The sequence below is a fragment of the Corynebacterium tuberculostearicum genome, assembly GCF_046097465.1.
In the GTDB taxonomy this organism is placed as follows: Bacteria; Actinomycetota; Actinomycetes; order Mycobacteriales; family Mycobacteriaceae; genus Corynebacterium; species Corynebacterium tuberculostearicum_I.
In genome coordinates this window covers 267,108-291,346 of sequence record NZ_CP175799.1, presented here as the reverse complement: position 1 = coordinate 291,346, position 24,239 = coordinate 267,108, and the positions used below count along the sequence as shown (strand labels likewise).

Sequence of the window (24,239 nt, the reverse complement as noted above, 5' to 3'; positions counted from 1 at the left end):
CGCCCCTCTCCCCTAATCGATGACCGGTGGCTCGTAGCCATCCGCCTTCAGCCAAGCGACGTGCGGCGGCGTATTCATCCCCCATTCGGTGCGCGCCCAGAGGAAAGCCTGGGAGACCTCGGCTTCGGAATAGCCCCCATCGCGCAGGTATTGCCGGAAACCATTCGGGCCTGGGTCTTTGATCCAGAGCCAGACGTAGTCGTCGAGGGAGTCGTCGGCAAGCAGGCCCTCCAGCCCGGCCGGGACATATTCGCGCTCGGCGCGCACGCGGTCCGCTAGGTCCTGGTCGAGGAAGTCGTAGAGGTAATCCAGCGCGTCCTCAAGCTGCGCATAATCGAAGGGATCCATGCCGCCCAGCCTAGTGGCGCTTGGTGCCCAAGACCATGCGGTCAATTTCCTCGAGCACCTCATCCACGATGGCCGGATTATAGGCCCGGTAGCCGCGCATGCGCAGCAGCTCCTCCTGTGCGGCCGCCAGGGCAGTCCGGCGGGCCTCCAACGCCACGTGGCGGGCCTGCCAGGCGCGCTGTACGCGGGAATCATCGGAGACATCCTCGCCATCGCCCAGCCGGTCCTCGAACCACTTGATAACGTTGGCGGAAATTTCGGGGTCGACCTTTTCGGCGTCGGCAGTAATGTGGCCGTCCGGCCGGAAGTGCGACAGGGCCTCGATGCTGGCCGCACGCGCGCGACTCACCACGGCGGCGCGCATCTTATCGCTGGCAATCTGGGAGGCTTCCGTAAGGTCGAGGCGCTCCATCAGCCATGGCAGCAGCAGGCCGGGCACCACCATCGTGACCAGCAAGACGGTCAGCGCGATGACGGCAAGCTCGTGGTGGAAGCTGAACACGCCGGCCGGGATGGACAAAACCAGCGCCAGGGTGACGAGGCCGCGCATGCCGGACCACGTCATCAGCAGCACCTCCTGCAGGCGCAGCGGCGCCACGCGCGGGCGGCCGCGGGAGACGTTGATGCGGTAATAGATGTACATCCACACCAAGCGGACGACGAAGGCCACCAGGGACAAGATGACGCCCACCACCACAGAGTGCCACAGGTCCGAGCCTACTTCGCCGATGGCGGTATTGACCGTCAGGCCAATGAGCCCGAAGGCCACGCCGGTAAAGAGCAGCTCGATGGTCTCCCAGAAGGACTGGCCGGACAGTCGGTCCTCGGCCTGAATATCGGCGCGAGAATTAAGCTCCACGGCCGCAATGACCACGGCGATAACACCGGAGGCGCCGAGTTCCTCCGAGATGAGGTAGACCGCAAACGGCGTCACCCAGGTCAGCGCGTTGCGCGCGGTGACGTCGTGGACGTGGGTGATAAACAGCGCCACCAGCCGGCCGACGACCCACCCCAGGCCGCCCGCGACGAATGCGGAGTAGAAGAAGTTGAGCACGCCACCGCCGAAGGAGAGCTCATCGCCTTGGGTTACGGCCGTCAGCGCGAGATTGAAGGCGACGATGGAGGCGGCGTCGTTAAACAAGCCCTCGGTCTGCAAGGTGGTGATGATGCGGCGCGGGATGCCGGCGGGCTCGGCCACGGCGTCAACGGCGACGGGGTCCGGCGGGGCGATGGCCGCACCGATAAGGATGGCCGCGGCCAGGCTGATGCCGGGCAGGAAGGCATAGGCCGTGAAGCCAACGGCCAGCGTGGTGGCGACCACCAGCAGCACGGACAGGCTCAAGATGGTCACCCATTGCTCGCGGATAACACCCCACGAGGTGCGCCGGGCCAGCGCCCACAGCAGCGGCGGCAGGAAGATGGGCAGGATGAGCTCGGTAGGCGGCTCGAACTGGGGCAGGCCCGGCACGAAAACCGCGCAGGCGGTAATGATCGTCAGCAGGGCCGGCCACGGCAGCCCAATCTTGTCACCGATGGCGACGACGAACACGGTCAGCAGCATGAGCCCAATGAGCACCAGAAGAACATCCATGGGCCCAGATTTTACCCGCGCCAGGTATAGGGCTCAGGGCTTAAGCGGTCGGGCGCGAATTGCGCGAGCAGATCCGCGGCACTGTGAGCTTCGTACCCCAGCGAGGCCGCCAGCTGCTTGACGACGTCGCCCTCCTCCCCCATCTCCCGCATGGTCACCGCGCCATCGCGCTTGGCCAGGCGCTCGCCGGATGCATTGAGCACGAGCGGGACGTGGATATACTCCGGCGGTTCGATGCCGAGCAGCGAGGCGAGGTAAGCCTGCCGCGGCGCGGAGGAGAGCAGATCATCACCGCGGACCACTTGGTCGATGCCTTGGTAGGCATCATCGACGACGACGGCCAGGTTATAAGCCCAGCCAGTGTCTTGGCCGCCGCGGCGCAGGATGAAGTCATCCACGTCGCCCGTATAGGTGCCGTGGAGGGCGTCGTGGATGGTGAATGTGGGGGCGTCGGCAAGCAGGCGAAGAGCAGGCTGGCGATTCTGGGCCGCAAGCTCGGCACGCTTGACCGCGCGCTGGTCTTCGGTGAGGTTGCGGCAGGTGCCCGGGTACTGGCCGGGAATGGCGTGCGGGGCGCGGGAGGCCTCACGGATATCCTTGCGGGAGCAATAGCACTCGTAGGTGGGCAGCTGGGCCAGAGCCTGTTCATAGGCGGCGTCGCGGTCGTGCTGGTAGATGACCTCACCGTCCCAGTCCAGCCCGAGCGCGCGCAGATCCGCCAGCTGGCGCTCGGCCGATTCCTGGGAGGAGCGCTGCTTATCGATGTCCTCCACGCGCACCACAAAGCGCCTGCCCGTCGACCGGGCGAAAAGCCACGCCAGAAGCGCCGTGCGGAGGTTGCCAAAGTGCAGATCGCCCGAGGGGCTTGGCGCGTAGCGGCCGGCGCCGGTGGTCGCGGAATTCATGCCCACAGTCTACGGGCTGGCACAATGGCGGGCATGGAAAAATCAACCGGCGCTGAAGTGCGCTTCATTCCCGTCCGTTCCACCCTCTACCCCTGGCTGGTCACCGTGTTTGTGGTGACCTTCCTCATTTCCAATATCAACGCCACTAAGGGCGTGCAGCTCGGCCCGCTGGTTACCGACGGCGCCTTCTTCCTCTTCCCGCTGGCCTATATCGTCGGCGACGTGCTCTCCGAGTGCTATGGCTTCAAATCCACCCGGCGCGCGGTCTACATCGGCTTCGCGATGGCCATCCTGGCGGCCGTGTGCTTCTATATCGCCATCTGGCTGCCGGCGGCCGATTTCTACGAGGGCCAAGAGGCCTTCGCCGCCACGCTTGGCCTGATGCCGCAGATTCTGCTCGCCTCGCTGGCTGGCTACGTGGTGGGCCAACTGCTGAATGCCTGGACGCTGACCGCGATGAAGAAGCGCTCCGGCGAAAAGGGCCTCTTTGCGCGCCTCATCGCCTCCACCGTGGTGGGCGAGTTCGGCGATACGCTGCTCTTTTGCGCCATCGCCGCGCCGGTTATCGGCGTGGACACCGTGGGCGGGTTCATCAATTACGTCATCGTGGGCTTTGTGTGGAAGACCCTGATGGAGGCCGTCATGCTGCCGGTGACGGCCGCGGTCATTAAATGGGTGAAGAAGCGCGAGGATTACTTGCCGGCGTAGTAGCGGCCGAGGAATTCATCGCGGTAGGCCTCGTAGTAGCCGCCGTCGATGGCGGCGCGGATATTATCCACCAGGCGGATCATGAACTCCACATTGTGGATGGTGCACAGCGTGCCGGCGAGGAATTCCTTCGCCTTGAGCAGGTGGTGCAGGTAGGCGCGGGAGTAATTCTCGGATACGTAGCCGCCGAATTCCTCGTCGACCCCAGCGAAATCGCGCTTGAAGCGCGCATTGGTGAGGTTCATGCGGCCGTCAAGGGTGTAGACGCCGCCGCGGCGCGCTAGGCGGGTCGGCGCCACGCAGTCGAAGGTATCGGCACCGGCCTCGACGGCGGTGAAGATATCGTCCGGCTCGGAGATGCCGAGCAGGTGGCGCGGCTTGTCCTCGGGTAGCTCATCACACACCCATCCGACAATGGTGCCCAGGTTTTCCTTCTCCAGCGCGCCGCCGATGCCGAAGCCGCCGAAGCCGCGCTTGCCGTCTTCGCGGGCGGCGCGGTCGAGGTCGAGCAGGCCGCGAGTGGCCTGGCGGCGCAGGTCCTCGTACTGCGCGCCTTGAACAACGCCCCACAGGGACTGCTTCGGCCGGTGGGTGCGCTCGCGGGTGAGGCGGTCGTGCTCATCCAGGCAGCGCTTGGCCCAGCGGTGCGTGCGCGCGACGGATTCTTCCTGGTAGGTACGCGTATCAACGAGCGTGGTCAGCTCGTCGAAGGCGAACATGATGTCTGCCCCCAGCCCGTGCTGGATCTGCATGGACTTCTCGGGGGTAAAGCGGTGCTTGGAGCCATCGATGACGGATTTGAAATCCACGCCATCCTCGTCCACCTGCGCCATGCGTTCCTTCTTAGCGGCGCGGATGTCCTTATCGCTGAGATCCGCAATATCCATCGCAAGGACCTTTTTGAACCCCACGCCCAGGGACATGACCTGGAATCCGCCGGAGTCGGTGTAGGTCGGGCCATGCCAATTTTCAAACTCGGCCACGCCGCCGGCCTCGTCCACGATGTCGTGGCCCGGCTGCAGGTAGAGGTGGTACGCATTCGACAAGATGGCCTGCGCACCAGTGGAACGAATCTGCTCCGGGGTAAGCGTCTTGACCGTGGCTTTGGTGGCCACCGGGATGAAGGCCGGGGTCTGGATATCACCGTGCGGGGTGTGGATGACACCGCTGCGGCCGTGCTTGCCGGGGCCTTCGGGCAGACGCTTGCCGACGTCGAAACTCAAGTCCATGATTATTCTTCTTCCTTGTGTGCAGGGCTAGGGGTTGGGGCCGGGGTGGCGTGTTTAGCTTCCCATTCTTCTTCCAGGGCGGTGCCTTCGATATCCAGGGTGGGCAGAATCTTCGCCAACCACTTCGGCATCCACCACGTCGCGCGGCCCATGAGGAACATGGTGGCGGGGACGAGGGTCATGCGGATAAAGAAGGCGTCGAAAAGCACGCCGGCGGCCAAGGCAAAGCCGAAAATCTGGATGAAGGGCAGGGGCTGGTTAATAAAGGCCACGAAGACCGAAATCATGATAATGGCCGCGGCCGTTACCACGCGGGCGCCTTGAGTAAAGCCGGTGATGGTGGCCTCGTCGACGGCGCTATACCGCCCGCCGGTGCCCTCCGGGTGGCGAGAAATGTGCTCGCGCATGCGGGTGACGAGGAAGACCTGGTAATCCATCGCAAGGCCGAAGGTCACGCCGATGAGGAAGATCGGCATGAAGGAAATCAGCGGGCCCGGCGCGGGGACTAGGTCCCACAGGCCTTCCTGCCAGACCAGGACGGTCAGGCCGAAGGCGCCGCCGACGGACAGCAGGAAGCCCAGGCCCGCAACCAGCGGCACCAGGATGGAACGGAAGACCAAAAGCAGTAGCACGATGGCCAGGCCTACGACGATGGCCAGGTACGGCGCCATGGCTTCCTCGAGGCGCTCGGTGATATCGAGCTGCACGGCGGTCAGACCGGTCAAGCCGATGTCGGTGCCGGTGGCGTCTTCAATCTCGCCGGTGGCCGAGCGCAGCGCGTGCGCAACGTTGACCGTCGCGGCGTCCGTCGGCGCGGTTTCTGGGGTGACCATTATCTGCGCGGCGCGCTGGTCCTGGCTCAGGCCGACGATCTGTGCGTGCTTCACGCCGCCCAGCCCCTTGAGCTGGTCCGCGGTGTACAGGAAGGACGCGAGCGCGGCCTTATCCTCCGGCGAGGAATTGTCCGCTGCGTCTGCGGAGGTGTCTACTACCTCGGCGGCCGGGGCGATTTCCGGCTCAGCCTCGGGCTGGTCCGGCTGCAGCTGCTCAGGGGCTGCGTCCTGCGGTGCAAAATCCTGCGGCGCACCGTCCTCTGGTGCAGCGCCCTCGGGCGCGGCCTCCGCGTCTGGGGCGGGGGCGGGCGCGGGGGCTGGTTCGGACTGGGATTGGGCGTCGACAAGCGGGGCGAGGGCGCCGGCATCTGCGTTGACCGTATGGGCATCGACCACGGCGAGGAAGGGGCCGTTGACGCCGGGGCCGAAGCCCTCGGACATGATGTCGGCGGCCTTGCGCTGGGTGGTATCGGGATTGGAGGTGGTATCGGCCGGAAGGGCGAGCTCCATGTGGAGCACCGGCGCGGTCATCGCGCCCAGGGAGAGCACAACCAGCGCCATGGCCAGGCCGGGGACCTTCTGGACCAGGCGCACCCAGCGGTTGCCCATGGTGGGACCACGGCGGCGCTTGCCCTTGCGGGTCGGGTTGCCGGCCACGCCGGGGATGCGGCCGTTGAAGGCCTTATCACCCAGCAGACCAAGCATCGCGGGGATGAGCGTAAGCGAGACCAACACGGCGATGGCGACGGTGCCGGCGGCGGCCAAGCCCATGGCCGTCAGGAAGCCAATGCGCGCAATGAGGAGCGCGAAGAGCGCGGTAAAGACCGTCGCGCCGGCAAAGACCACGGAGGAGCCGGCGGTTCCCACCGCCATGCCTGCGGCGTCAGGCCCGTCCATGCGGCGGCGCTCGGCGCGGTAGCGCGAAAGGATAAACAGCGCATAGTCAATGCCCACGGCAAGGCCAATCATGATGGCCAGGACCGGGGTCATATTATTGAGCTCAATCCAGTGGGTGGCAATGAACATGCCCAGCGCGCCTAGTCCCACGCCGATGACGGCGGACACCAAAGGCATACCCGAGGCCACCAGGGAGCCGAAGGTAAAGATGAGCACGATAAAGGCAACGCCGAGGCCGATGATCTCAGAGGTGGAATTGACCGCGATTTCATCGCCGAAGCCGGCACCATTGCCTTCTACCGTGAGGCCGCGGTCGCGGGCAATATTCATTGCCTCGGTAACGGTGTCTTTATCGGCCTGCTCCACGCTATAGGGCGACTCGGCGTCGAAATTGAAGGTGGTATAGGCAATGGTCTCCTCATCATTGACCATGGCGAGGTTGTCCGCGTCCGCGCGGGCGGATGCTTCCGGCAGCCCCATGTCCGTGAACTGGTGGATGACCTGATCCTGCAATCGAGGCGAGACCTCAAGCGGGTTGCCAAAGCGCGTGGTATCGCCCATCTCTAGGTTGTCCTCGAGGTAGGAGATGGTGGCGTCGATGGCCTCGCGGTTTGCGGGATCAGAAAGCTTCTGGCCGTCTGGGGCCTTGAAGACCACGTTGACCGAGGGCGAGTTGGCAGGATTGCCGCCCTCTGGGAAGAGGTCCATGGTCTTGTAGGTGGCGTCGATGGACGGGGTTCCCTTGATGGAGAACTCGCTCGTCATCGGTTTCATCAGCAAGGCGGCGGCACCGCCGACGGCGGCGAGCAGCAGCAGCCATGCCACGATGACCTTCCACTTATGGAGGAAAGACCAGCGCCCAAGACGATAAAGCAGTTTAGCCACGGGTAGATGTACCTTCGCATTCGCGTGGGGGACGGGTTGAACTTTGCCCTAGTGTAGTGGCCTTACCCCACAATCCCCTATCACGAAGCCACCTGCGTCCCAGTTTTCACAGCTGGCGGCCAGCCAGCCGGATTCCCCGCGCCTGCCGGAAAAATGGGCAAAACAAAATCCCGACCTGCGCAAACAGGCCGGGATCCCGGTGCGGTGGCGGCGGGATTTGAACCCGCGGTTGGGGGTTACCCAACAATCGCTTTCGAGGCGATCACCTTCGGCCGCTCGGACACGCCACCGCGTTCCAGATTACGGGAGTGGGCCCGAGCGACAAAATCGCTGCGCCGGCGGGGTGCCAGCGCAGCGATATGAGAAACGGGGACGAGGATTAGTCGTCCTTCAGGCCACCGATAACCTCGTTGGCCTTGTCCTTGATGCCTTCGGCAGCGTCAGACAGCTTGTCCTTAGCCTCGGAGGTGACCTGGTCGGCCTTGCCCTCGTTAGCTACGTCCTTGTTGTCGGTAGCTTCGCCGTAGGCTTCCTTTGCCTTGCCTACAAGGCCATCCTTCTTGTTTTCCAAATCGCCCATGTTCACTCCTTTGAGTAGACGGTTGTTGTATGACAACCAGTGTACGCACGTTTAGCGCAGGCCGTCGAAGAAGTTTCGGAGCAACCCAGCGCATTCGTCTTCGAGCACGCCGCCGCGGACCTGCGGGGTAAAGGGGGCGGTGGGGGCACGCAGGACATCGATAAGCGAGCCGCACGCGCCGGTCTTGGGCTCGAAGGCGCCAAAGACCACGGAAGAAACACGGGCAGCTTGCAAGGCGCCGGCGCACATGGCGCAGGGTTCTAGGGTGACGACGAGTTCGCAGCCGGAAAGCCGCCAGCCATCGCCGTGCACGCGAACGGCCTGGCGAATGGCCTCGACCTCGGCGTGGGCGGTCGGGTCCGCAAGCTCTTCGCGGCGGTTGACGCCGGTGGCAAGTTCGGTTCCGGTGGCGTCGTAAAGCACCGCACCCACGGGGACGTCGCCGGCCGGCGTACGCTTGGCGACGTCGAGGGCGCGGCGCATCCGAGCCTCAGCGCGCAGCAAGGGCTCAGGCGTTATCAATGACGTCTTCTAACTCATCGCCAAAGCCGAGCTCGCCGGCGATGCGCAGCAACATACCGGAAGGCCAGTCCTCATCATTGTCGATGATGTAGCCCACCTGGTCCTCGGATAGGCCAAGGTCGGCGAAGATATCGAAATCGCCCTCGCCATAAGGATCGGCCTCATCGGGGTCCACATCCGGGATTTCATGGTCGTTGATATCCATGAAATCGGCGGCGAAGTCATCGTCCACGCCGTAGGTGGCATCCGAAATGAGCATCTTCACCCCGCCCGGCACCGGGCGCACGGCAATAAAATAGGCATCCTCCACGCACAGCAGCGCGAACGCAGCGCCCTCCGAACGCAGGCTGCGCACCGCATTGATGGAGGTCTGCGGATCCTCAAAGTCATCGTTGAAGCTGCGCACCAGCCATTGGCCCGCGTTGCGGGCGACGGTTACCGCGAAGGAGTAATTTTCGTTGCTCATACCTCGTGAGATTAGTCGTGTTGTGCCACAATTGTCATCGTGAGTTCTCAAGATGTTCAACGCCCCATCTGCATTATTGGCCTCGGCCTCATCGGCGGCTCTTTGCTGCGCGATCTCGCCGGATACAATCACCACGTTTTTGGCTACAACCACTCCACGTCTGGCGCCCGCACTGCAGTAAAGCAGGGTTTTGACGTCACCGATGATCTTCCCGCCATTTTGACCCGCGCGGAAACGGAGAACGCGCTCATTGTCATAGCCGTGCCTATGGGCGCGGTGGGCGAGGTGCTCGACGCCATTCAGGAGCACGCGCCGAGCTGCGGTATTACGGACGTCGTTTCCGTTAAGACGGCCGTACGCCAGCAGGTACTGGAGCGCGGAATGGAGTCGCGCTATGTGGGCGGCCACCCGATGGCGGGCACGTCCCAGTCCGGCTGGGATAACTCGCAGAAGGACCTGTTCCGCCGCGCGGCGTGGGGCATTACCTATGACTACGCCGCCGAGTGTGAGGCGCGCGGGGAAAAGATTCCGAAGCAGTGGATTGAGACCTTCACCGAGGTCGTGCGCATGACCCAGATGGTGCACGCAGAGGCGGTTCCTATCCGCGTGGCTAATCACGATGCCGCGGTGGCGCGCATTTCCCACCTGCCACACGTCTTCGCCGAGATCCTCGCCGTCGTGGGCGATAACGGCGGAATCTTGGCGCAGTCCCTGTCTGCCGGTTCCTTCAAGGACGCTACCCGCGTGGCTGGCACGCACCCGGAGCTGGTGCAGCAGATGTGCGAGACCAATGCGCCGGCGTTGGTGGAAGCATTGGACGAAGCCATGGACCTGCTTCGCGACGCCCGCGAGAAGCTCGACTCCCCCGAGCCTTCCATCGCTGAGCTTACCGACGCCGGCTACCGCGCCCGCACCCGCATCGATGCCCGCTCCGGCGCGCGCAAGGAATCGGTCTCCCCGATCAAGATTTCTTCCCGCCCGGTGCTGCGCCTGCACCCAGGCGGCCCGAAGTGGGTGGCGCAGCTGCGCCAATCCGAGTCCCTGGGCGGACGCATCGAGATTTTCTAGCCCTTGCGGCCGCGGTTGCGCAGGCGGGGAATCCGCGCCAGCACCGCGGCGGCGATAAGGCCGATGGCGGCTATGCCCGCATAGAGCCCCACACGATCTGCACTGGTCTGCGGGGTTTTTGGCGGTTCAGGGGTGGTCTTAGCGGAGAGGACGGCGTCTTTATCGCGGCCGCTCACCACGCCTTTTATCCAGTCCTTGGTGCCGGCCAGCGTGGTGATTGCCGCGCTTGGCGAGGGCAAGTCCGGATCCCCATTCGCCGTGCCCGCGGTGGCCAAACCGGCAAGCTTTCCGTCTACAAAGAAAGGCCCGCCAGAGTCGCCGCCCTGCATGCCGGCCCGGCCGGTGGAGTGTACGTCGAGGATGGCGCTTTCAATTAGTGGCATCGGACCATCTGGCGCCCCACCCGGCATCGCTTCGCCGGCCGGTACGCTTTCTGTCCCCTCTGGTGCACTGAGCCCCGGCATGGCCTCGGCCGCGGGAATGCTTTCTCCGCCAGCGGCATCCTCGGCGCCATCCTCGGCCGCGTCTGCGGCGCCTGGTTCGGTGGAGCTAGCGGGGCCAGCAGGGCCGACGCCGAGGAGCTCAGCCACTTCCATCTCCGCCTGCGGCAGCTGGCCGCGGCGCGCCATGGAGGAACTGCTGCTCCAGCCGTAAAGCGTACCGCGCTGGCCAGGTTCTGGCACGTGAGCGGAAATCTCAGCCGGGGTGGTGTCGGTGACGGGGGTGGTGAGGTGGAGAAGGGCGGCGTCGGAAAGCGGGGATAGCGCCCACGAATCGGCGTCGTAGGTGGTGCCATTGATGCGGGCCTGCGTGCCCTCGTTATTGACGGACTCGAGGCAGTGGCGGGCGGTGAGCACCCACTGGGCGGCCACGAGGGTGCCGGTGCAATCGCCGAAGCTGCCCACGCGTCCTATCTTGAGTTGGGCGACGGTACGGGCTTCCGGGGAGTCCGGAGCTGGTTCGCCGTGTTCGAGTGCAGTGGCCGGGGCGGCAGTCAGTGCCACGATGCTGGCGGCGAGCAAGGCAGGGAAGATTTTGTGCTGCATGATTAGTCCTTCTTTCCGGCAGGAACGGCGATGGCGATAACTTTGGCGACGGCCCATTCGGCCGGCCCCTTCCCTATCAGGCGGCGCCATAGGCTCGCGAAGACGAGGAAGAGGGCGATGAACGCGCAGGCCCAGGCGGTGTTGTGCAGGGAGACGTGGCTCTGCCAGTAGTAAGCGGTGAGTACATGCAGGATGTAGATGCTCAGCGACATTGCCCCCAGCGCAGCAAAGGGATACGCCAGCTTAGGCACCACTCGACCGATAAGCAGGCATAAGTGCAGGACGATCGCGGCGACGGCGATGGATAGGACAATCTCTCCCAGCACGCCGGTGTGGCCGGTAAAGCGCAGCCAGCCAGGCATGTCCGGGGCAAAGCGGAAGTAAAAACCGGCAGCGGCGACCACGGCGGCGATGCCGGTGGACACCCACTGGGCAGCGGCACGGGAGCTGCGGATATAGACCTCATAGAGCAGCATGCCAGCGAGGAAATAGGCGCAATAGGCCAGCAGCGGATAGACCTGCGGCAGGGTCAGCGGCGCATATTTTATGGTCGCGGCGGCGGTGGCAGCGGCGAGGAGCAGGAGCTTCCACCACCAGCGCAGCGGCGGGACCCAGGACACCAGGATCATCGTGATACCGATGACCACGAGGACGATTTGAATCTCTCCGCCCACGGGCAGCAGGACGAGGCCGATAAGCGTAATTATGCAGCCGCGAGCGATGATGCGCAGGAACGTCGTCGCCGTGAAATCGCGGGACATAAGCATCAACGTGACGCCGGCTAGAACGGCGAATAGTGCGGCGGGCAGGCCATTTAAAATGACCTTGGTATGCCACACCAAGGAGGCCATATGCAGAACTATCATGCCGATAATCGCAAGTGAACGGGCTATATCGAGCCCTACAATGCGCGAGGGTGCTAACACCTAGCGTTCTCCTTCAAGACGGAGGGGAACGCGTCGCCGCACTCCCCTTGTTAATAAAGACTTTCTTTTTCTACTAAGTCTGTCTGGAAGGTTGCTGCGAATATTTTATACTTGTCCTGCATTTTATAAGTGGATTGCGTGAGACTTGTGCCTGACTTATGCGGGTGCCGTGAGGAGCGGCGTGGTGCGGACCTAGTCGCGGAAGGAACTATCGCGGCGCTTGCGCGAACGAGAAGGATCGGCGGCCAGTTTTAGGAGCGGGGTTGCAGCGACCCCAATGCCTAGGCCAACCAGGAAGAGCCAGAAAATGCCGGACCCCAGCCATAGCATGAGGCCAAGGATGACACCGGCGATGAGGCCGGAGACGAGGGCGGAAGACTTCATAGATCGAGACCTGGGTGGGACGGGCTGAGATACAAGAAAAGCCGCCCGAAGGCGGCTGATTTTGTGCGCCCGGAGGGATTCGAACCCCCAACCTTCTGATCCGTAGTCAGATGCTCTATCCGTTGAGCTACGGGCGCAGACCGTTGGTAAGCAGTGCGTGTGCTCTGCTGTGCAACGAGAATTTACTATACCCACGGTACGGAAAACTAACAAATCGCCTGTTCACCCGGTGTTTACCTGGCTGGAATGAGGGCGGTTAGGATCGGTTTTCCCGCTATCTAAAAATTCAGCCAGCACAGTAACGGATGTAGCCATTCCCGAATGACGCTGGTGCTCTTTAGGGAATGGCTACGGACTCCGCTCTGGAACTAGATGGACAGGCCGAAGATTGGCACTGCCAGCAAGTACACCGTCAGGGTGATGAGGACGATGCCGATGATATTGAGACCAAGGCCACCCTTGATCATCTCGCCAATCTTGACGTAGCCAGAGCCATAGGCAATGGCGTTCGGCGGGGTGGCAACTGGGAGCATGAATGCGCAAGTTGCCGCGAGGGCCACCGGAATGGTGAGGAGAAGGACGTTGATATCGCCATCGGCAGTAAGCCCCACACCCACGGCGACGCCACCCATAATCGGAATGAACGTAGCCGCCGTCGCCGTATTGGAGGTGATCTCCGTCAGGAAGAGCACCAGCGCAGCCACGGCAGAGACGATGAGGACAACGGGCAGGACGCTAAGCCCCTTGGCCATTTCACCAATCCACAGGGACAGGCCGGAGGAATTAAAGACCGAGGACAGCGACAGGCCACCGCCGAAGAGCAGGAGGACGTCCCACGGCATTTCATTGGCCGTCTTCCAGTCCAGCAAACGGATGCGGCGCTGGTTATCCGCGGGGAGGATAAAGAGCAGGATGCCGGCGGCAATGCCCACGATGGCATCGTCGTAGTTCTCAAATTCCTTGAGCACCAGCGGCAGGGTAACCCAGGCTGCGGCGGCGAGGATGAAGATGATTCCGGTCATGATTTGGGGGCGGGTCCAGGGGCCGAGGGCTTCAATTTCGTCGTTGATAAGCTCGCGGCCGCCTGGAATATCCTTCATCTCCGGCTTGAAAACGGTGATGAGCAGTGCCCAGGCAATCAGCAAGAAGATTGCTGCAAGCGGCACACCGACCGCCATCCACCGCCCGAAGCCAAGGGTAACGCCCCAGGTATCGGCCATATATGCGTTGAGGAAGGCATTCGGCGGGGTGCCGATGAGCGTACCCAGCGAACCGATGGAGGCGGAATACGCGATACCCAGCATCAGTGCCGTGGCAAACTTCTTCTGTTTATCCCAGCCGCCTACAGTTTCCGCGGTCAGTGCCAGCACCGAGGTGCCGATCGGCAGCATCACCACTGCCGTAGCGGTATTAGATACCCACATGGACAAAAAGCCGGTGGCCAGCATGAATCCCAAGATCAGGCGCTTGGGCGAGGTACCGATGATCTTCACCACGTACAGCGCTAGGCGGCGGTGCAAATTCCAGCGCTGCAGGGCAAGCGCAATAAGGAAGCCACCCATGAACAAGAAAATGGTGGCGGACGCGTATGGGGCACCCACCTCTTTAATCGTGCCCACCCCGGCGAGCGGGAAGATGACCAGCGGCAGCAGCGCGGTGGCAGCGAGCGGGATGGCCTCGGTCATCCACCACACGCCCATCAAGATGGTTACGGCGGCCACGGTGCGGATGGCACTGAGCGTGTACTCGGCCTCCGGATCCGCACCCGCGGAGCCCTGTACGGTCTCGATCGCATTCGAGGGGAAGATAAAGAAGACCAGTACGGCCAAACCCAAGCCGATGAAGAGGCCGATGAACTGGCGGCGCCACTCGCTGCGCGGCGCTCCGGGGGCCTCGTCACCTTCGGTGTGGGCGGTAGATTCGTGAGTATGCGGGGTGGTCATACCGCGCGCTCCTTCACATAGAGAGGATTGTGCTGTGGGATATGCTCCGTATTTCCCAGTTTATTAGCTAGGCCGAAGCAGCAGACTGAAAGTTATCCAGTTCACTGCGAAGCATGCACTGACCATACAAAACATGTGACGCAGAAACCATATCCCGCCACACGCAGCCACCCCCGCACCCCCGTAGAGCACACACTACACCTGCCCGAAACCAGAAATGACCCCACCACTTCCCCACCCCCGAACCGTAGGGAGGCGCGCTAGATACCCAGCACGGTCTTGGCAATCAGGAAGTAGATAATCAGGCCCGTGGCATCACAGAAAGTAGAAATGAAGGGGTTGGAAAAGACCGCCGGATCGGCGCCGATGGTCTTAGCCACGATGGGCATAAGCCCGCCCACGGTCGCGGAAATGGAACAGATCAAAAACAGCGTCGAGCCGATGACGAGGCCGATGCTTAGGCCATAAACCAGGGTGGCCAGCGCCAGGCCAGCGAGTCCCAGCACGGCGCCGAGCAGCATGCCGACGCGCAGCTCGCGCCACATGACGGCGAGGAGGTCGCGCGTGCGGACGTCGCCCAGCGCCAAGGCACGCGTCACCGTGGTAGCCGCCTGGTTGCCGGTATTTCCACCGGTACCGGTCAGCAGCGGAATAAAGAGCGACAGGACCACGGCCTTGGCCAGTGTGCCTTCAAAGGAATCCAACACCTGCACCGTCAGCAGCGCAGAGACGGCCAGCACGAGCAGCCACACGATGCGCGAACGCACCAGCTTGAGCAGCGGCGTGGACAGGTACGGCTGCTGGAGGGCCTCGGTACCGCCGGCGCGAGCGGAGTCCTCGCTATCTTCTTCCTCCACGATATCGGTAGCATCATCCCACGTCAGCAGGCCGACAAGGCGGTGCGACTCATCCACAACGGGCAGCGCCAGCATATCCAACGGCAGGAACCAGCGCGCGGTTTCCTCCGCATCATCGCCGGCCTGAGCAAAGACGGGTTCCTGCATGATATCGGCCATGGTGAGAGCGGCATCGGCAGTAAAAATCTCGCGCAGACTGACCACGCCCACCAAGCGCCGATCCTCGCGCGTAATGGGCACGGTATAAATGGTCTCTAGCTCGTGCGCGATTTCCCGCAGCTTGTACAGGGCATCCCGTACGCTCATCTCTGGGTGGATGACGGGAACCTCGGGCGACATGCGGCGGCCCACCGATCCCTTGTCATAACCCAGCACCACGCCCGTGACATCACGCTTGGATTGGGTGAGCGAGCGCAGCAGGCGATCTGCGATTTCCGCGGGAAGCTCATCCAGCAGGGCTACACGGTCTTCCGGGTCGAGCTCATCAAAGAACTCATAGACATCGGCATTGCCCAGCTCATCGATGATATCCGCCTGGTGCTTAGCATCTAAGGCATCAAAGACGGCGATCGATTTTTGGCGCGGCAACAGGCGCAGGGCCAGCGCCGCGCGGATGGCATTTTGCCGCTCGACGACGGCGATGAGATCCTGCAGCGGCACCTTATCCAAAAGTTCTTGCAGGCGCGGGGCCTTTTGTGGATCAATGGCGTCTTCTTGTTTCAGCCACGCCTCGACGATATCGCTAGCCTGCTCGGTGGTCTCCGCCATCGTCCCTGCCCTGCCTTTCTTGCCTCTGGGATTAAGCTCCCTGAGTATTAGTTACAGCCCATTTAGACTACGCCATGCTGCGGGGAATGCCGCTAGCCGGCAACCTGCCGGTGACCGGTTACCGCAAGGTGCGGCGTATCCCCGTCCAGCGTGAGGTTTCCGGTGAATTCTTGGGTGGCGCAGCAGGCCGGGTCATCATCAGCATAGGCACGCCAGGTAACGGTGACCGTGTCCTTGGTCCACTGCAGCTGCTGGATATGCCCACGCGCTGGTGGCATTCCCTCGCGTTCCCAATCATCCACCTTGGTGATGTAGTTCAGGTCGTTGTCATAGATAAGCAAGTTATCCGGCCATCCCGTACCGCCCTTATTGCAAACGTAGGTAATAACGGCTTCGTCCCTGCCATCGCCGTTGATATCCGCGTAGGCGCCCTTCGGCGTATCGTCCTGATTCAACTTCAGGCCCGCCGCGGCGACGTCGAAAAGCATCCCGGTCTTAAGATGCTGTGGCAGCTGGCCACCTTCCAAGTTGCCCGCTTGGTTATCGCACAACGCCGGCACCCACAGGGAATCGAGGGCCTCTACCGGGATGATTTTATTTTCCCCACCACCCTCGGTGCCCTTGTCTGCATCGTTTGCATCTTTAGCCGCTGCGGCTTCGGTGGTGGTTTCTTCTGCTGGGGAGTCCGTGGCCGAGGACTGAGACTCGGCCTCGGTATCGGACGCGGCCGCCGCAGAGGAGCTCGGGGCAGTGCCGGTGAAATTCGGCTTATCCGCAGGCCTAGCGGACTCAGGGGAATTGGAACACCCACCCAAGGCGGCGACGGCGGTCGCCGCGAGGACGACAAGAGGGAGAGATAGGGATTTAGGCATAGGCATAATATACAGCGCCACGGCTCCCTGAGCCGGGAAAAACCTAGAAGAAGAGCCCCCACAATGCGAAAGAGGCCAGCAGGGACACGAGTCCCGCGGTGCTCGCAAGGATGACCGCGTGCGGGAGGGAACGGTGGGTGGATAAGGCGGCGTCGACAAGCGAGGCACGCTGCCACACCGCCAAGGCCAACGTCACAACGCCGGCGGCGAGGAATACCAGCGGCAAAAAGACATGCACGCTTACCGCCCGCATTACGCCCAGCACCACCAAGGACAACGCCAAAAGGGTGCGCTGCCACGATAGGCGGGTGCGTTCGGGCTGCAGGCCGGGATCAAAAAGTGGGTTAGCCAAGGAACTCGCCCACTACGAGCGCGCCCGCTACCACCATGATCGCCACGACGAGCACCGGGATAGCAAAGCTAAAGGGCAACGGGCGTTCCTCGCGCATTGCGCGTTCGGACTGCTTCCAATGCACCCACGCCACCAGCGGCAGAATAATGGCGACGACCAGCATGAATACCGACACCGCAGAACGCAGGCCGGCCGGCAGCGGAACGTCAAAGGCCTCGAGCGCCACGCCGCCAGCAATCAACGCCAAAGACGTGCGGATCCAAGCCAAAAACGTGCGCTCATTAGCGAGCGTGAAACGCGGATCAGGGTCGGTGCCAACCGCAAACACCGAGCGGGGAAACCTCGAGTCACTCATGTCCACCACCTTATATTCATTTTCGGTTTGAGTCCCAATAAAGGCGCACTGCGCAGCATCCTCCCGTATTCTCAACAGTGCAGGCCAGCCCCTACGCGAAGGAGCACCTCGCTATGTACCTGCCCCAAAGCCCCCTGCAATTCGATACCTCGCCGGGCCTGCGCTTCGCGCGTTCCGCCCGCATCGCGGGCGTACACAAACCACACCCACACCCCAAGCGCTCGGCCCTGCGTGAGGCCATTGCCGCCGCCGGTCCGGCGCCCGGACGCAATGCCTCCCTATCCCTCTTTATGGTCGTAGGGATGGTCTTCGGGCTAACTGGCATCCTCACCTCCGCTTTTCCTCTGGTGCTGCTGGCTGCCCGTGCGCCCCTTATTGGATTCTCCTTGCTCGGGATAATCCTTTTTGCAGCTATCTGGGGTATCCGCCGCGCATTGTCGTACCGCAAGCGAATCCAGCAAGCCTGGGATAATAACTGGCTGGTCTTCTACCCGGCCCTAGTAGGAAACCTGGTCAAACGCGGTTCCCAAACCAGCAACGGCAAGACCACCTATATGTACAGCACCTGCCTCATGGTGCTGCGCCCCGATGGCGGCACCGACATAGTAGAAGGCCTGAGCGCCACGGGCCTGCCGAGTCCCGCTCAATTAGAAAGCTCCGGCGCCTGCCTAGCTGGCTACTCGGAGGAGCTACGCGTGGATTTTGAACATAATAATGGCTGGACCCTCTACGCGGTGATAGACGGCGCCCCGATCGATTCCGGCACCATCGGCCATGGCTTAACCCACGAACAGATTGCCGCCGCCCTTACCGTAGCTGAACGCGACTGGGTTCCCCGCTTCATGAATTAAAGAGCACCACCAGGCACCACATCTAAGTTCACCGCCTGCACGCCGCGAGGTTATAGTCGAGCCCATGATTGAAGTTGCCGCCGTAGTTTTCCGTAATTCCTTTGGACATGTCCTCACCGTGCGCAAGGAGTCTTCCACCAAGTTCCAGCTGCCCGGCGGCAAGCTTGAGGCCGGCGAAACCCCAGTACAGGCCGCGGCCCGCGAGGTCGCAGAAGAAATCGGCGTTGACGTCCGTCTTCCTGAGCTTTCCCCACTCGGAACCTTCGATGCGCCGGCCGCCAACGAACCCGGCGAAACCGTGCGCGGACGCATCTTTATCTATCCGCGCCCCGTCCTTGCCCGCGCTGCCGCAGAAATTGCCGAAATCGCGTGGGTAGACCCGACCAACCCGGATCGCGAGCTCGCCCATCTCTTGCGTGACGAGGTCTTTCCTGCCCTAGAATCCTAAGGCCCCGCTTAGTCTCTTGGGAATTTCCTATTGCGGCTCTTAAGAGGGCAACCTAGAGTTATTTTCATCAGAATTGAGTGATGAAAGGACTGACCCCCATGCCGCAGCAATCCACACCGGGACCTATCGTGACGATTACTTTCCTCGCCCTAGGAGTCATTAGCTCTGTTATCGCCATTCTCATGGTGCCTGCCCTCTTCCACGAGGTCACTTCCCTACGCGCTGCGGCTTTTACCGGAAGCTTCATCTTCGGCGTTGGCATGCTCACGCTCTTCCGCCGCTGCGCCAAGTACCAGCGCAAATAGCAGATTTCTCCGCTGCACGGAGCCGACGAGAATAGAAAACGCGAATTAAAAAATCCCGAGCGCGCTCGCTCGGGATTAAATGGCGGAGATGAGAGGATTCGAACCTCCGGACCCCAGAAGGGTCAACTCCTTAGCAGGGAGCCCCATTCGGCCGCTCTGGCACATCTCCACGGTTCTCAAGGAACCTCGTTTGAGAATACCTGCCTGCCCCGCTGCTGCCAAACTAGCCCCCTGCTTTCACGCCCGCAGCAAAGACGCAGGCCCTAAAGTGGGAGGCATGATTCGCCCAGACCTGAAAGCCATCCCCGCCTACGCCGCCGGCGCGCGCAACGATGACGCGCTCAAGCTCTCCTCCAACGAGGCCGCGCACCCGCCGCTGCCGGAGGCGGCCGCGGCCATGGCGGAGGCCGTGACGAAGGCTAACCGTTACCCGGATATTGCGGCCACCGCGCTGCGCGAGGACCTCGCCGCGCACCTAGGTGTGGATCCCGAGCAGGTAGCGGTGGGCACCGGATCGTCGGCGCTGTGCCAACAGTTGGTAGAAATTGCCGCTACCCCTGGTGAAGAAGTCCTCTTCCCGTGGCGCTCCTTCGAGGCCTACCCCATCTTCGCCCAGGTAGTCGGCGCCCACCCCATCCCGGTTCCGCTAGGTGCAGACCAGCGCGTGGATCTGCCGGCCATGGCGCAGAAGATTACGGACAAGACCCGGCTTATCTTCGTGTGCAACCCCAATAACCCGTCCGGCACCACGGTGACCAAGGACGAGTTCGCCGCTTTCATGGATGCCGTGCCTGCCGACGTCCTCGTTGCCCTCGACGAGGCCTATATCGAATACAACCGCGCCACCAACATTCCGCTGGGTACGGAGCTAGTGGGCACCTATCCCAACCTGGTGTGCCTGCGCACCTTCTCAAAGGCTTATGGCCTGGCCGGGGTGCGCATCGGTTATGCCTTTGGCCCGGAAAATATTATTGAGGCCCTCAATAAGGTGGCCATCCCCTTTTCCGCCAGCACCGTGGCGCAGGTTGGCGCCCGCGCAGCCCTGGCAGCGCAGGATTCGCTGCGGGAGCGCACTGATGAGGCCGTCGCCCAGCGCGAGCGCCTAGAAGAAGCCTTGCAGGACTGGGGAGTGCCGCATTCCGAGGCAAACCATGTCTGGCTGCCGGCCGCGAATCTGGCCCGCCTTGGTACCCCGCAGGAAGTGGCCGCTCGCCTGGCCGAACGCGGCGTGCTCGTGCGCGCGTTTAGCGAAGGCATACGCATTACCGTGACCACCGAAGAAGAAACCGACACCCTGCTGCAGGCGTGGAACGCAACCATAGGAGGCTAAATGCGCTCACTCATCAACTTTGCCCTGAATGTCTTTGCCATCGCGGTGGCGCTGTGGGCGGTAGTTGCCGTCATTCCCGGCATCACCATCACCCCAGCAGAGACCGGCAACTTCATCGCCATCGCCATCGTCTTCATCATTATTAATGCCGTGGTCATGCCGGTCCTGCGCGTCCTCGGCGCGCCGCTGACCTGCCTGACGCTCGGACTTTTCTCCCTCGTCATCAACGGCGCCGCGCTCATCATCGTGGAGTGGACGCTCAATTCCCTGGACCTGGGAATCGGCCACCTCGTCATCGACTCCTGGGGCGCCGCGATCATCGGCGCCATCGTGCTGTCCATAGTCAGCAGCGTCATCAACTTCTTTACTAGCCCGCTGCGGCAGCGCGACTAGCCGCCCGCAAACGGCGGCAGGACGTCCACCCGGGTAACACCAGCCAGCGGGGAATCCATGGCGGTGTTCCCGGCGCCGTCGATAAGAAAGCTACAGCGCCCCAAGACCTCTTTCAGGCTCATGCCGGCCTCGGTGGTGCCGGTATGCTCCTCGCTCAGCTGCGCCACCAGATCACCCAAGGTGGCGGGGGCTTCTACCTGCTCAGAAGCCACGCCCGCAGCGGCGCGGGCGGCGGCGAAATAGTGAACGGTCAACATGCCCTCTACTATGCCCCGCACGCCCATGCCATGTCGAGACCGCGGGTAAACTAGCCGCCATGCGCACACCCGAGACTCACGCGCGCGAGGTCGCAGCGGCCCTGCCCGCACGCCAAGCCACCACCGTGCCCCTCACCCAGGCGCAGGATATGGTTCTAGCTGCAGACATACACGCCGGCTTCCCCTCCCCTCGCTTTGATAACTCCCAGATGGATGGCTACGCCCTCCCGCAGTGCGCGGCCGGGACCTACCCGGTGGGCCCCACCATCGCGGCCGGCACGGAGCCCGCCCAGGTACTCGACGGCCCGCTTGCCAGCGCCTGCCCCATCATGACCGGCGCCAAGGTGCCGGATGGAACTGCAGCAATCGTGCCCATCGAGCGCTGCGAACCACAAGAATTCCTCTCCCCGGGCGGCCGCATCACCGTGCCAAAGACGTCGCCAGGCCAATTCATCCGCCGCACCGGCTCGGACCTGGAAGAAAGCGCCCTCCTCGCCGCCCGCGGCGATAAGCTCACGCCGGTGCGCTTGGCCGCCCTCGCTTCCCAAGGAATCGACGAGGTAGAGGTCTACCGCCCCGCCCGCATCCTCATCTGCACCGGCGGCGCGGAAATCGGCCACGGCAGCGCCGCCATTCCGGATGCCAATGCGCCACTCTTAACGGCAATGGCCCGCCGCGCCGGCATCGACGTCGCGGGCTATATCACTACCGACGATGACCCGCAGGCCCTAGAACTAGCCTTCACAGAAGCCATCGCGCAGCACCGCCCGGACGCCATCATTACCTCAGGCGGAATCTCCGCCGGGAAATTTGAAGTAGTCCGCCAGGTGCTCGATGGCTGGTTCGGCCATGTGGACCAGCAACCCGGTGGCCCGCAGGGCATCGCCACTTTCCACAACACCCCAGTGATCTGCTTGCCCGGAAACCCCATTTCCACGTTGGTAAGTTTCCGCCTCTTCGTCGCGCCTGCGCTCGGCTGGGCACCAGAGCCTTTCCACGTCCCCCTGGCCGCGGGCATCGAGGGCCTCCCGCACAAGGACCAATTTCGCCGCGGGCGCGTCGATTCCCACGCCCATATCCTCGGTGGTGCCAGCTCCCACCTGCTCGCCCAAGCGGCAGACGCCACCCATCTCATCCGCATCCCTGCCGGTCAACGCCTTGAAGAAGGCCAGGAAGTGGAGGTTTACCCACTATGAGCGCACAGCGCACCGCCATCGTCATCGTCGCCTCTACTCGCGCCGCCGCGGGCATCTACGACGATCGCTCCGGCCCCATCGCGGTGGATTTCTTGCGCCGCAAGGGCTTTGACTGTCCCGACGCACGCATCGTCCCCGATGCCGAAATCGCCGCCGCCGTTGCCGCCGCCTTCGCCGAAAAGCCCGCGGTCATCCTGACCTCCGGCGGCACCGGGCTGACGCACGATGACCGCACGGTAGAGGCCGTCGCCCCACATATCACCCGCGAGCTGCCCGGCATAGCGGTGGCCTTCTGGCAGAAGGGATTGGAAAGCGTACCCACCGCGGTAGCCTCCCGCGCCATCGCCGGCGTCAATGACTCCACCTTTGCCATGACGCTTCCCGGTTCCACCGGCGGGGTAAAAGACGGCTGCGCGGTTTTGGAAGAATTAATCGTTCCGATCGTCGATATGTTAGAAGGAAAACATGAGCACTGATCCCTCCTATGTGGCCGAGCAAACCGGTTGCACCATTGGCACGCTTCTGAGCGATCAACCCCTTGAATCCCTCCTTGCCGCTGCCAAGGAAGAGGCCGCCACTGCCGCCATGGGTGCCGTCGTCACTTTTGAGGGCATCGTCCGCGATCACGATGGCGGCCGGCCGAATGTCACCCTTCTTTCCTATAGCGCCCACCCATCCGCGCCGGAGAAGCTACAAGAAGTCACCGATTCCGTCGCTGCCAACCACCCAGTGCGCCTGTGGGCCGCCCACCGCACGGGGGATCTCAAGGTCGGCGACCTCGCCTTTGCCGTAGTAGCGGCCGCCGCGCACCGCGGCGATGCCTTCCGGGCCGCCGAGGAATACGCCGATCGGGTCAAGGCGGAAGTCCCCATCTGGAAGGAACAAAGCCACGGCGATGGCTCCACCAATTGGGTGGGTCTGGAATGAGCATCCGCTATGCCCGCCAGGAAGCGCTCTGGGGCGAGGAAGGCCAGCGCAAGCTCAGCGACGCGCACGTAGCGGTCATCGGCGCCGGTGGCCTGGGATCCCCGGCCCTGCTTTACCTCGCCGGCGCGGGGGTGGGCCGCATTTCGCTTTTCGACGACGACGTGGTCTCCCCCTCCAACCTGCACCGCCAAGTCATCCACACCACCGCCGCCATCGGCACACCGAAGACCGATTCCGCCGCGGCCGCCGTCCGCGCACTCAATCCAGAGGTGGACATCACCTGCCACGGCCGCCTCGAATCGGCGACGGCGATGAAACAATTGCGCGGCTGCGATCTCATCCTCGATGGCACCGATAATTTCGACGCCCGCTACCTCAGCTCCTGGACCGCCCACGAGCTCGGCATCCCGCACGTATGGGCCTCCATCCTCGGCTTCGATGCACAGCTCAGCGTTTTCTGGTCCGGCCACGGCCCCGTCTACGAGGATGTCTTTCCTACAGCTCCCGCACCCGGCGAGGTTCCCTCCTGCTCGCAGGCCGGAGTCCTCGGCCCAGTGGTCGGCGTTGTCGGGTCAGCCATGGCGCTCGAAGCCCTCAAACTCATCACCGGCGTAGGCACCCCACTCATCGGCACGCTCGGCTACTTCGACGCCCTATCGGGTACCTGGGAATATATCCCGCTCCAGCCCACCGGCGCGCAGCCTACCCAGCCTGCCGACGCCCCCGAGGTCCGCGAGGTTCCCCCACACGCCCCCCTTATCGACGTCCGCACCTCCCCCGAGCGTGCCCAATCCGCGATCCCCAATTCCACGCATTTTGAGCTCGACCGCATCCTCGCCGGCGAAGACCCCGACATCGAACCAGATGCTGCGGCCGTTATCTATTGCGCCAGCGGCATCCGCTCCGCCCAAGCGGTGGATATCCTCCGCAAACGCGGCTTCCCCCACGTCGTGTCCTTGCGCGGCGGCATCAATTCCTGGCTCGAGCAGCAGTAACC

The 24,239-nt window shown here is 63.1% G+C and carries 28 protein-coding genes and 3 tRNA genes; 11 read left to right on the top strand and 20 right to left on the bottom strand.

The window, feature by feature from the left end; translation table 11 throughout:
* Positions 1-12: 12 nt before the first annotated feature.
* The 3 genes from ACKFRX_RS01360 to gluQRS are packed head-to-tail and all read right to left on the bottom strand — an operon-like array spanning position 13 to position 2,844.
* Positions 13-348: a hypothetical protein gene (locus ACKFRX_RS01360; protein WP_005323168.1), complete on the bottom strand. Its 336-nt coding sequence runs from the start codon at positions 346-348 to the stop codon at positions 13-15.
* 10 nt (positions 349-358) lie between these two features.
* Positions 359-1,939 (bottom strand): cation:proton antiporter, encoded by a 1,581-nt coding sequence (locus ACKFRX_RS01355; protein ID WP_408919344.1) that lies wholly within the window; start codon positions 1,937-1,939, stop codon positions 359-361.
* Between the two features lie 11 nt (positions 1,940-1,950).
* Positions 1,951-2,844, bottom strand: a complete 894-nt coding sequence (gene gluQRS, locus ACKFRX_RS01350) for a tRNA glutamyl-Q(34) synthetase GluQRS (RefSeq protein WP_408919345.1) — start codon at positions 2,842-2,844, stop codon at positions 1,951-1,953.
* Between the two features lie 33 nt (positions 2,845-2,877).
* Between gluQRS and ACKFRX_RS01345 the strand changes: the two genes are divergently transcribed.
* Positions 2,878-3,552 (top strand): queuosine precursor transporter, encoded by a 675-nt coding sequence (locus ACKFRX_RS01345; protein WP_005327386.1) that lies wholly within the window; start codon positions 2,878-2,880, stop codon positions 3,550-3,552.
* Here ACKFRX_RS01345 and tgt read toward each other — a convergent pair.
* From tgt to ACKFRX_RS01315, 6 genes are all read right to left on the bottom strand, one after another.
* Positions 3,537-4,781, bottom strand: coding sequence for a tRNA guanosine(34) transglycosylase Tgt (gene tgt / locus ACKFRX_RS01340; protein ID WP_200436056.1), 1,245 nt, complete (start codon positions 4,779-4,781; stop codon positions 3,537-3,539). The two genes, ACKFRX_RS01345 and tgt, sit on opposite strands and share 16 nt — an antisense overlap.
* A gap of 2 nt (positions 4,782-4,783) precedes the next feature.
* Positions 4,784-7,396 carry an MMPL family transporter gene (locus tag ACKFRX_RS01335; protein WP_408919346.1) on the bottom strand — a complete coding sequence of 871 codons (2,613 nt, stop codon included), beginning with the start codon at positions 7,394-7,396 and terminating at the stop codon, positions 4,784-4,786.
* A gap of 202 nt (positions 7,397-7,598) precedes the next feature.
* Positions 7,599-7,686: transfer RNA gene (locus tag ACKFRX_RS01330), tRNA-Ser, on the bottom strand.
* Positions 7,687-7,775: 89 nt separating this feature from the next.
* Positions 7,776-7,976 carry a CsbD family protein gene (locus ACKFRX_RS01325; protein ID WP_005323174.1) on the bottom strand — a complete coding sequence of 67 codons (201 nt, stop codon included), beginning with the start codon at positions 7,974-7,976 and terminating at the stop codon, positions 7,776-7,778.
* A gap of 51 nt (positions 7,977-8,027) precedes the next feature.
* The gene (locus tag ACKFRX_RS01320; protein WP_284766170.1) at positions 8,028-8,459 is read right to left on the bottom strand and encodes a nucleoside deaminase; all 432 of its coding nucleotides are present in this window, start codon (positions 8,457-8,459) and stop codon (positions 8,028-8,030) included.
* A gap of 25 nt (positions 8,460-8,484) precedes the next feature.
* Complete coding sequence (locus ACKFRX_RS01315) at positions 8,485-8,964, bottom strand: tRNA adenosine deaminase-associated protein (RefSeq protein ID WP_408919347.1); 480 nt, start codon at positions 8,962-8,964, stop codon at positions 8,485-8,487.
* A 39-nt stretch (positions 8,965-9,003) separates the two neighbouring features.
* Here ACKFRX_RS01315 and ACKFRX_RS01310 point away from each other — a divergent pair, with 39 nt between their 5' ends.
* Positions 9,004-10,032 (top strand): prephenate dehydrogenase, encoded by a 1,029-nt coding sequence (locus ACKFRX_RS01310; protein ID WP_408928020.1) that lies wholly within the window; start codon positions 9,004-9,006, stop codon positions 10,030-10,032.
* Here ACKFRX_RS01310 and ACKFRX_RS01305 read toward each other — a convergent pair.
* The 9 genes from ACKFRX_RS01305 to ACKFRX_RS01265 form a co-directional block, all read right to left on the bottom strand.
* On the bottom strand, positions 10,029-11,078 hold the full coding sequence (locus tag ACKFRX_RS01305) for a trypsin-like serine protease (protein WP_408928019.1): 1,050 nt from the start codon (positions 11,076-11,078) through the stop codon (positions 10,029-10,031). The genes ACKFRX_RS01310 and ACKFRX_RS01305 overlap by 4 nt on opposite strands.
* 2 nt (positions 11,079-11,080) lie before the next feature.
* The gene (locus tag ACKFRX_RS01300; protein ID WP_218840705.1) at positions 11,081-11,944 is read right to left on the bottom strand and encodes a DUF418 domain-containing protein; all 864 of its coding nucleotides are present in this window, start codon (positions 11,942-11,944) and stop codon (positions 11,081-11,083) included.
* A 252-nt stretch (positions 11,945-12,196) separates the two neighbouring features.
* Positions 12,197-12,388, bottom strand: a complete 192-nt coding sequence (locus ACKFRX_RS01295) for a hypothetical protein (protein WP_005323180.1) — start codon at positions 12,386-12,388, stop codon at positions 12,197-12,199.
* 64 nt (positions 12,389-12,452) lie between these two features.
* Positions 12,453-12,525: transfer RNA gene (locus ACKFRX_RS01290), tRNA-Arg, on the bottom strand.
* Between the two features lie 231 nt (positions 12,526-12,756).
* The gene (locus ACKFRX_RS01285) at positions 12,757-14,331 is read right to left on the bottom strand and encodes a DASS family sodium-coupled anion symporter (protein WP_005323181.1); all 1,575 of its coding nucleotides are present in this window, start codon (positions 14,329-14,331) and stop codon (positions 12,757-12,759) included.
* 260 nt (positions 14,332-14,591) lie between these two features.
* Positions 14,592-15,956, bottom strand: coding sequence for a magnesium transporter (gene mgtE, locus ACKFRX_RS01280; RefSeq protein WP_408919349.1), 1,365 nt, complete (start codon positions 15,954-15,956; stop codon positions 14,592-14,594).
* Between the two features lie 92 nt (positions 15,957-16,048).
* Positions 16,049-16,828: a hypothetical protein gene (locus tag ACKFRX_RS01275; protein ID WP_408919350.1), complete on the bottom strand. Its 780-nt coding sequence runs from the start codon at positions 16,826-16,828 to the stop codon at positions 16,049-16,051.
* 43 nt (positions 16,829-16,871) lie between these two features.
* Positions 16,872-17,180 (bottom strand): DUF202 domain-containing protein, encoded by a 309-nt coding sequence (locus ACKFRX_RS01270; RefSeq protein WP_408919351.1) that lies wholly within the window; start codon positions 17,178-17,180, stop codon positions 16,872-16,874.
* Complete coding sequence (locus tag ACKFRX_RS01265; protein ID WP_408919352.1) at positions 17,173-17,535, bottom strand: YidH family protein; 363 nt, start codon at positions 17,533-17,535, stop codon at positions 17,173-17,175. Before ACKFRX_RS01265 ends, ACKFRX_RS01270 begins: the two co-directional genes overlap by 8 nt.
* 113 nt (positions 17,536-17,648) lie before the next feature.
* Between ACKFRX_RS01265 and ACKFRX_RS01260 the strand changes: the two genes are divergently transcribed.
* The 3 genes from ACKFRX_RS01260 (at position 17,649) to ACKFRX_RS01250 (ending at position 19,139) form a co-directional block, all read left to right on the top strand.
* Positions 17,649-18,386 (top strand): hypothetical protein, encoded by a 738-nt coding sequence (locus ACKFRX_RS01260; protein WP_408919353.1) that lies wholly within the window; start codon positions 17,649-17,651, stop codon positions 18,384-18,386.
* Positions 18,387-18,450: 64 nt separating this feature from the next.
* Entirely contained in the window at positions 18,451-18,834 is a 384-nt protein-coding gene (locus ACKFRX_RS01255) for an NUDIX hydrolase (protein ID WP_408928018.1), read from the top strand.
* 80 nt (positions 18,835-18,914) lie between these two features.
* On the top strand, positions 18,915-19,139 hold the full coding sequence (locus tag ACKFRX_RS01250) for a hypothetical protein (protein WP_034668758.1): 225 nt from the start codon (positions 18,915-18,917) through the stop codon (positions 19,137-19,139).
* 80 nt (positions 19,140-19,219) lie between these two features.
* On the opposite strand, the gene ACKFRX_RS01245 is transcribed toward ACKFRX_RS01250, so the two are convergent.
* Positions 19,220-19,308 (bottom strand) — tRNA-Ser (locus ACKFRX_RS01245).
* A 108-nt stretch (positions 19,309-19,416) separates the two neighbouring features.
* Here ACKFRX_RS01245 and hisC point away from each other — a divergent pair.
* A complete protein-coding gene (gene hisC, locus ACKFRX_RS01240) occupies positions 19,417-20,469 on the top strand; it encodes a histidinol-phosphate transaminase (protein WP_005329730.1) in 1,053 nt (350 codons plus the stop codon).
* Positions 20,470-20,862, top strand: a complete 393-nt coding sequence (locus tag ACKFRX_RS01235; protein WP_005323193.1) for a phage holin family protein — start codon at positions 20,470-20,472, stop codon at positions 20,860-20,862. It begins immediately after the preceding gene.
* Here ACKFRX_RS01235 and ACKFRX_RS01230 read toward each other — a convergent pair.
* Positions 20,859-21,119, bottom strand: coding sequence for a MoaD/ThiS family protein (locus tag ACKFRX_RS01230; RefSeq protein WP_005329732.1), 261 nt, complete (start codon positions 21,117-21,119; stop codon positions 20,859-20,861). The genes ACKFRX_RS01235 and ACKFRX_RS01230 overlap by 4 nt on opposite strands.
* Before the next feature lie 59 nt (positions 21,120-21,178).
* On the opposite strand from ACKFRX_RS01230, the gene ACKFRX_RS01225 reads away from it, so the two are divergent.
* Genes ACKFRX_RS01225 through ACKFRX_RS01210 form a run of 4 tightly spaced genes read left to right on the top strand, consistent with a single transcriptional unit; the run spans position 21,179 to position 24,237 of the window.
* Positions 21,179-22,315, top strand: a complete 1,137-nt coding sequence (locus tag ACKFRX_RS01225) for a molybdopterin molybdotransferase MoeA (RefSeq protein ID WP_005329733.1) — start codon at positions 21,179-21,181, stop codon at positions 22,313-22,315.
* Positions 22,312-22,791 (top strand): MogA/MoaB family molybdenum cofactor biosynthesis protein, encoded by a 480-nt coding sequence (locus ACKFRX_RS01220; protein WP_005323196.1) that lies wholly within the window; start codon positions 22,312-22,314, stop codon positions 22,789-22,791. The genes ACKFRX_RS01225 and ACKFRX_RS01220 overlap by 4 nt, the downstream gene beginning before the upstream one ends.
* On the top strand, positions 22,781-23,242 hold the full coding sequence (locus ACKFRX_RS01215) for a molybdenum cofactor biosynthesis protein MoaE (protein WP_408928017.1): 462 nt from the start codon (positions 22,781-22,783) through the stop codon (positions 23,240-23,242). The genes ACKFRX_RS01220 and ACKFRX_RS01215 overlap by 11 nt, the downstream gene beginning before the upstream one ends.
* Positions 23,239-24,237, top strand: coding sequence for a ThiF family adenylyltransferase (locus ACKFRX_RS01210; protein WP_408928016.1), 999 nt, complete (start codon positions 23,239-23,241; stop codon positions 24,235-24,237). The genes ACKFRX_RS01215 and ACKFRX_RS01210 overlap by 4 nt, the downstream gene beginning before the upstream one ends.
* Positions 24,238-24,239 lie beyond the last annotated feature (2 nt).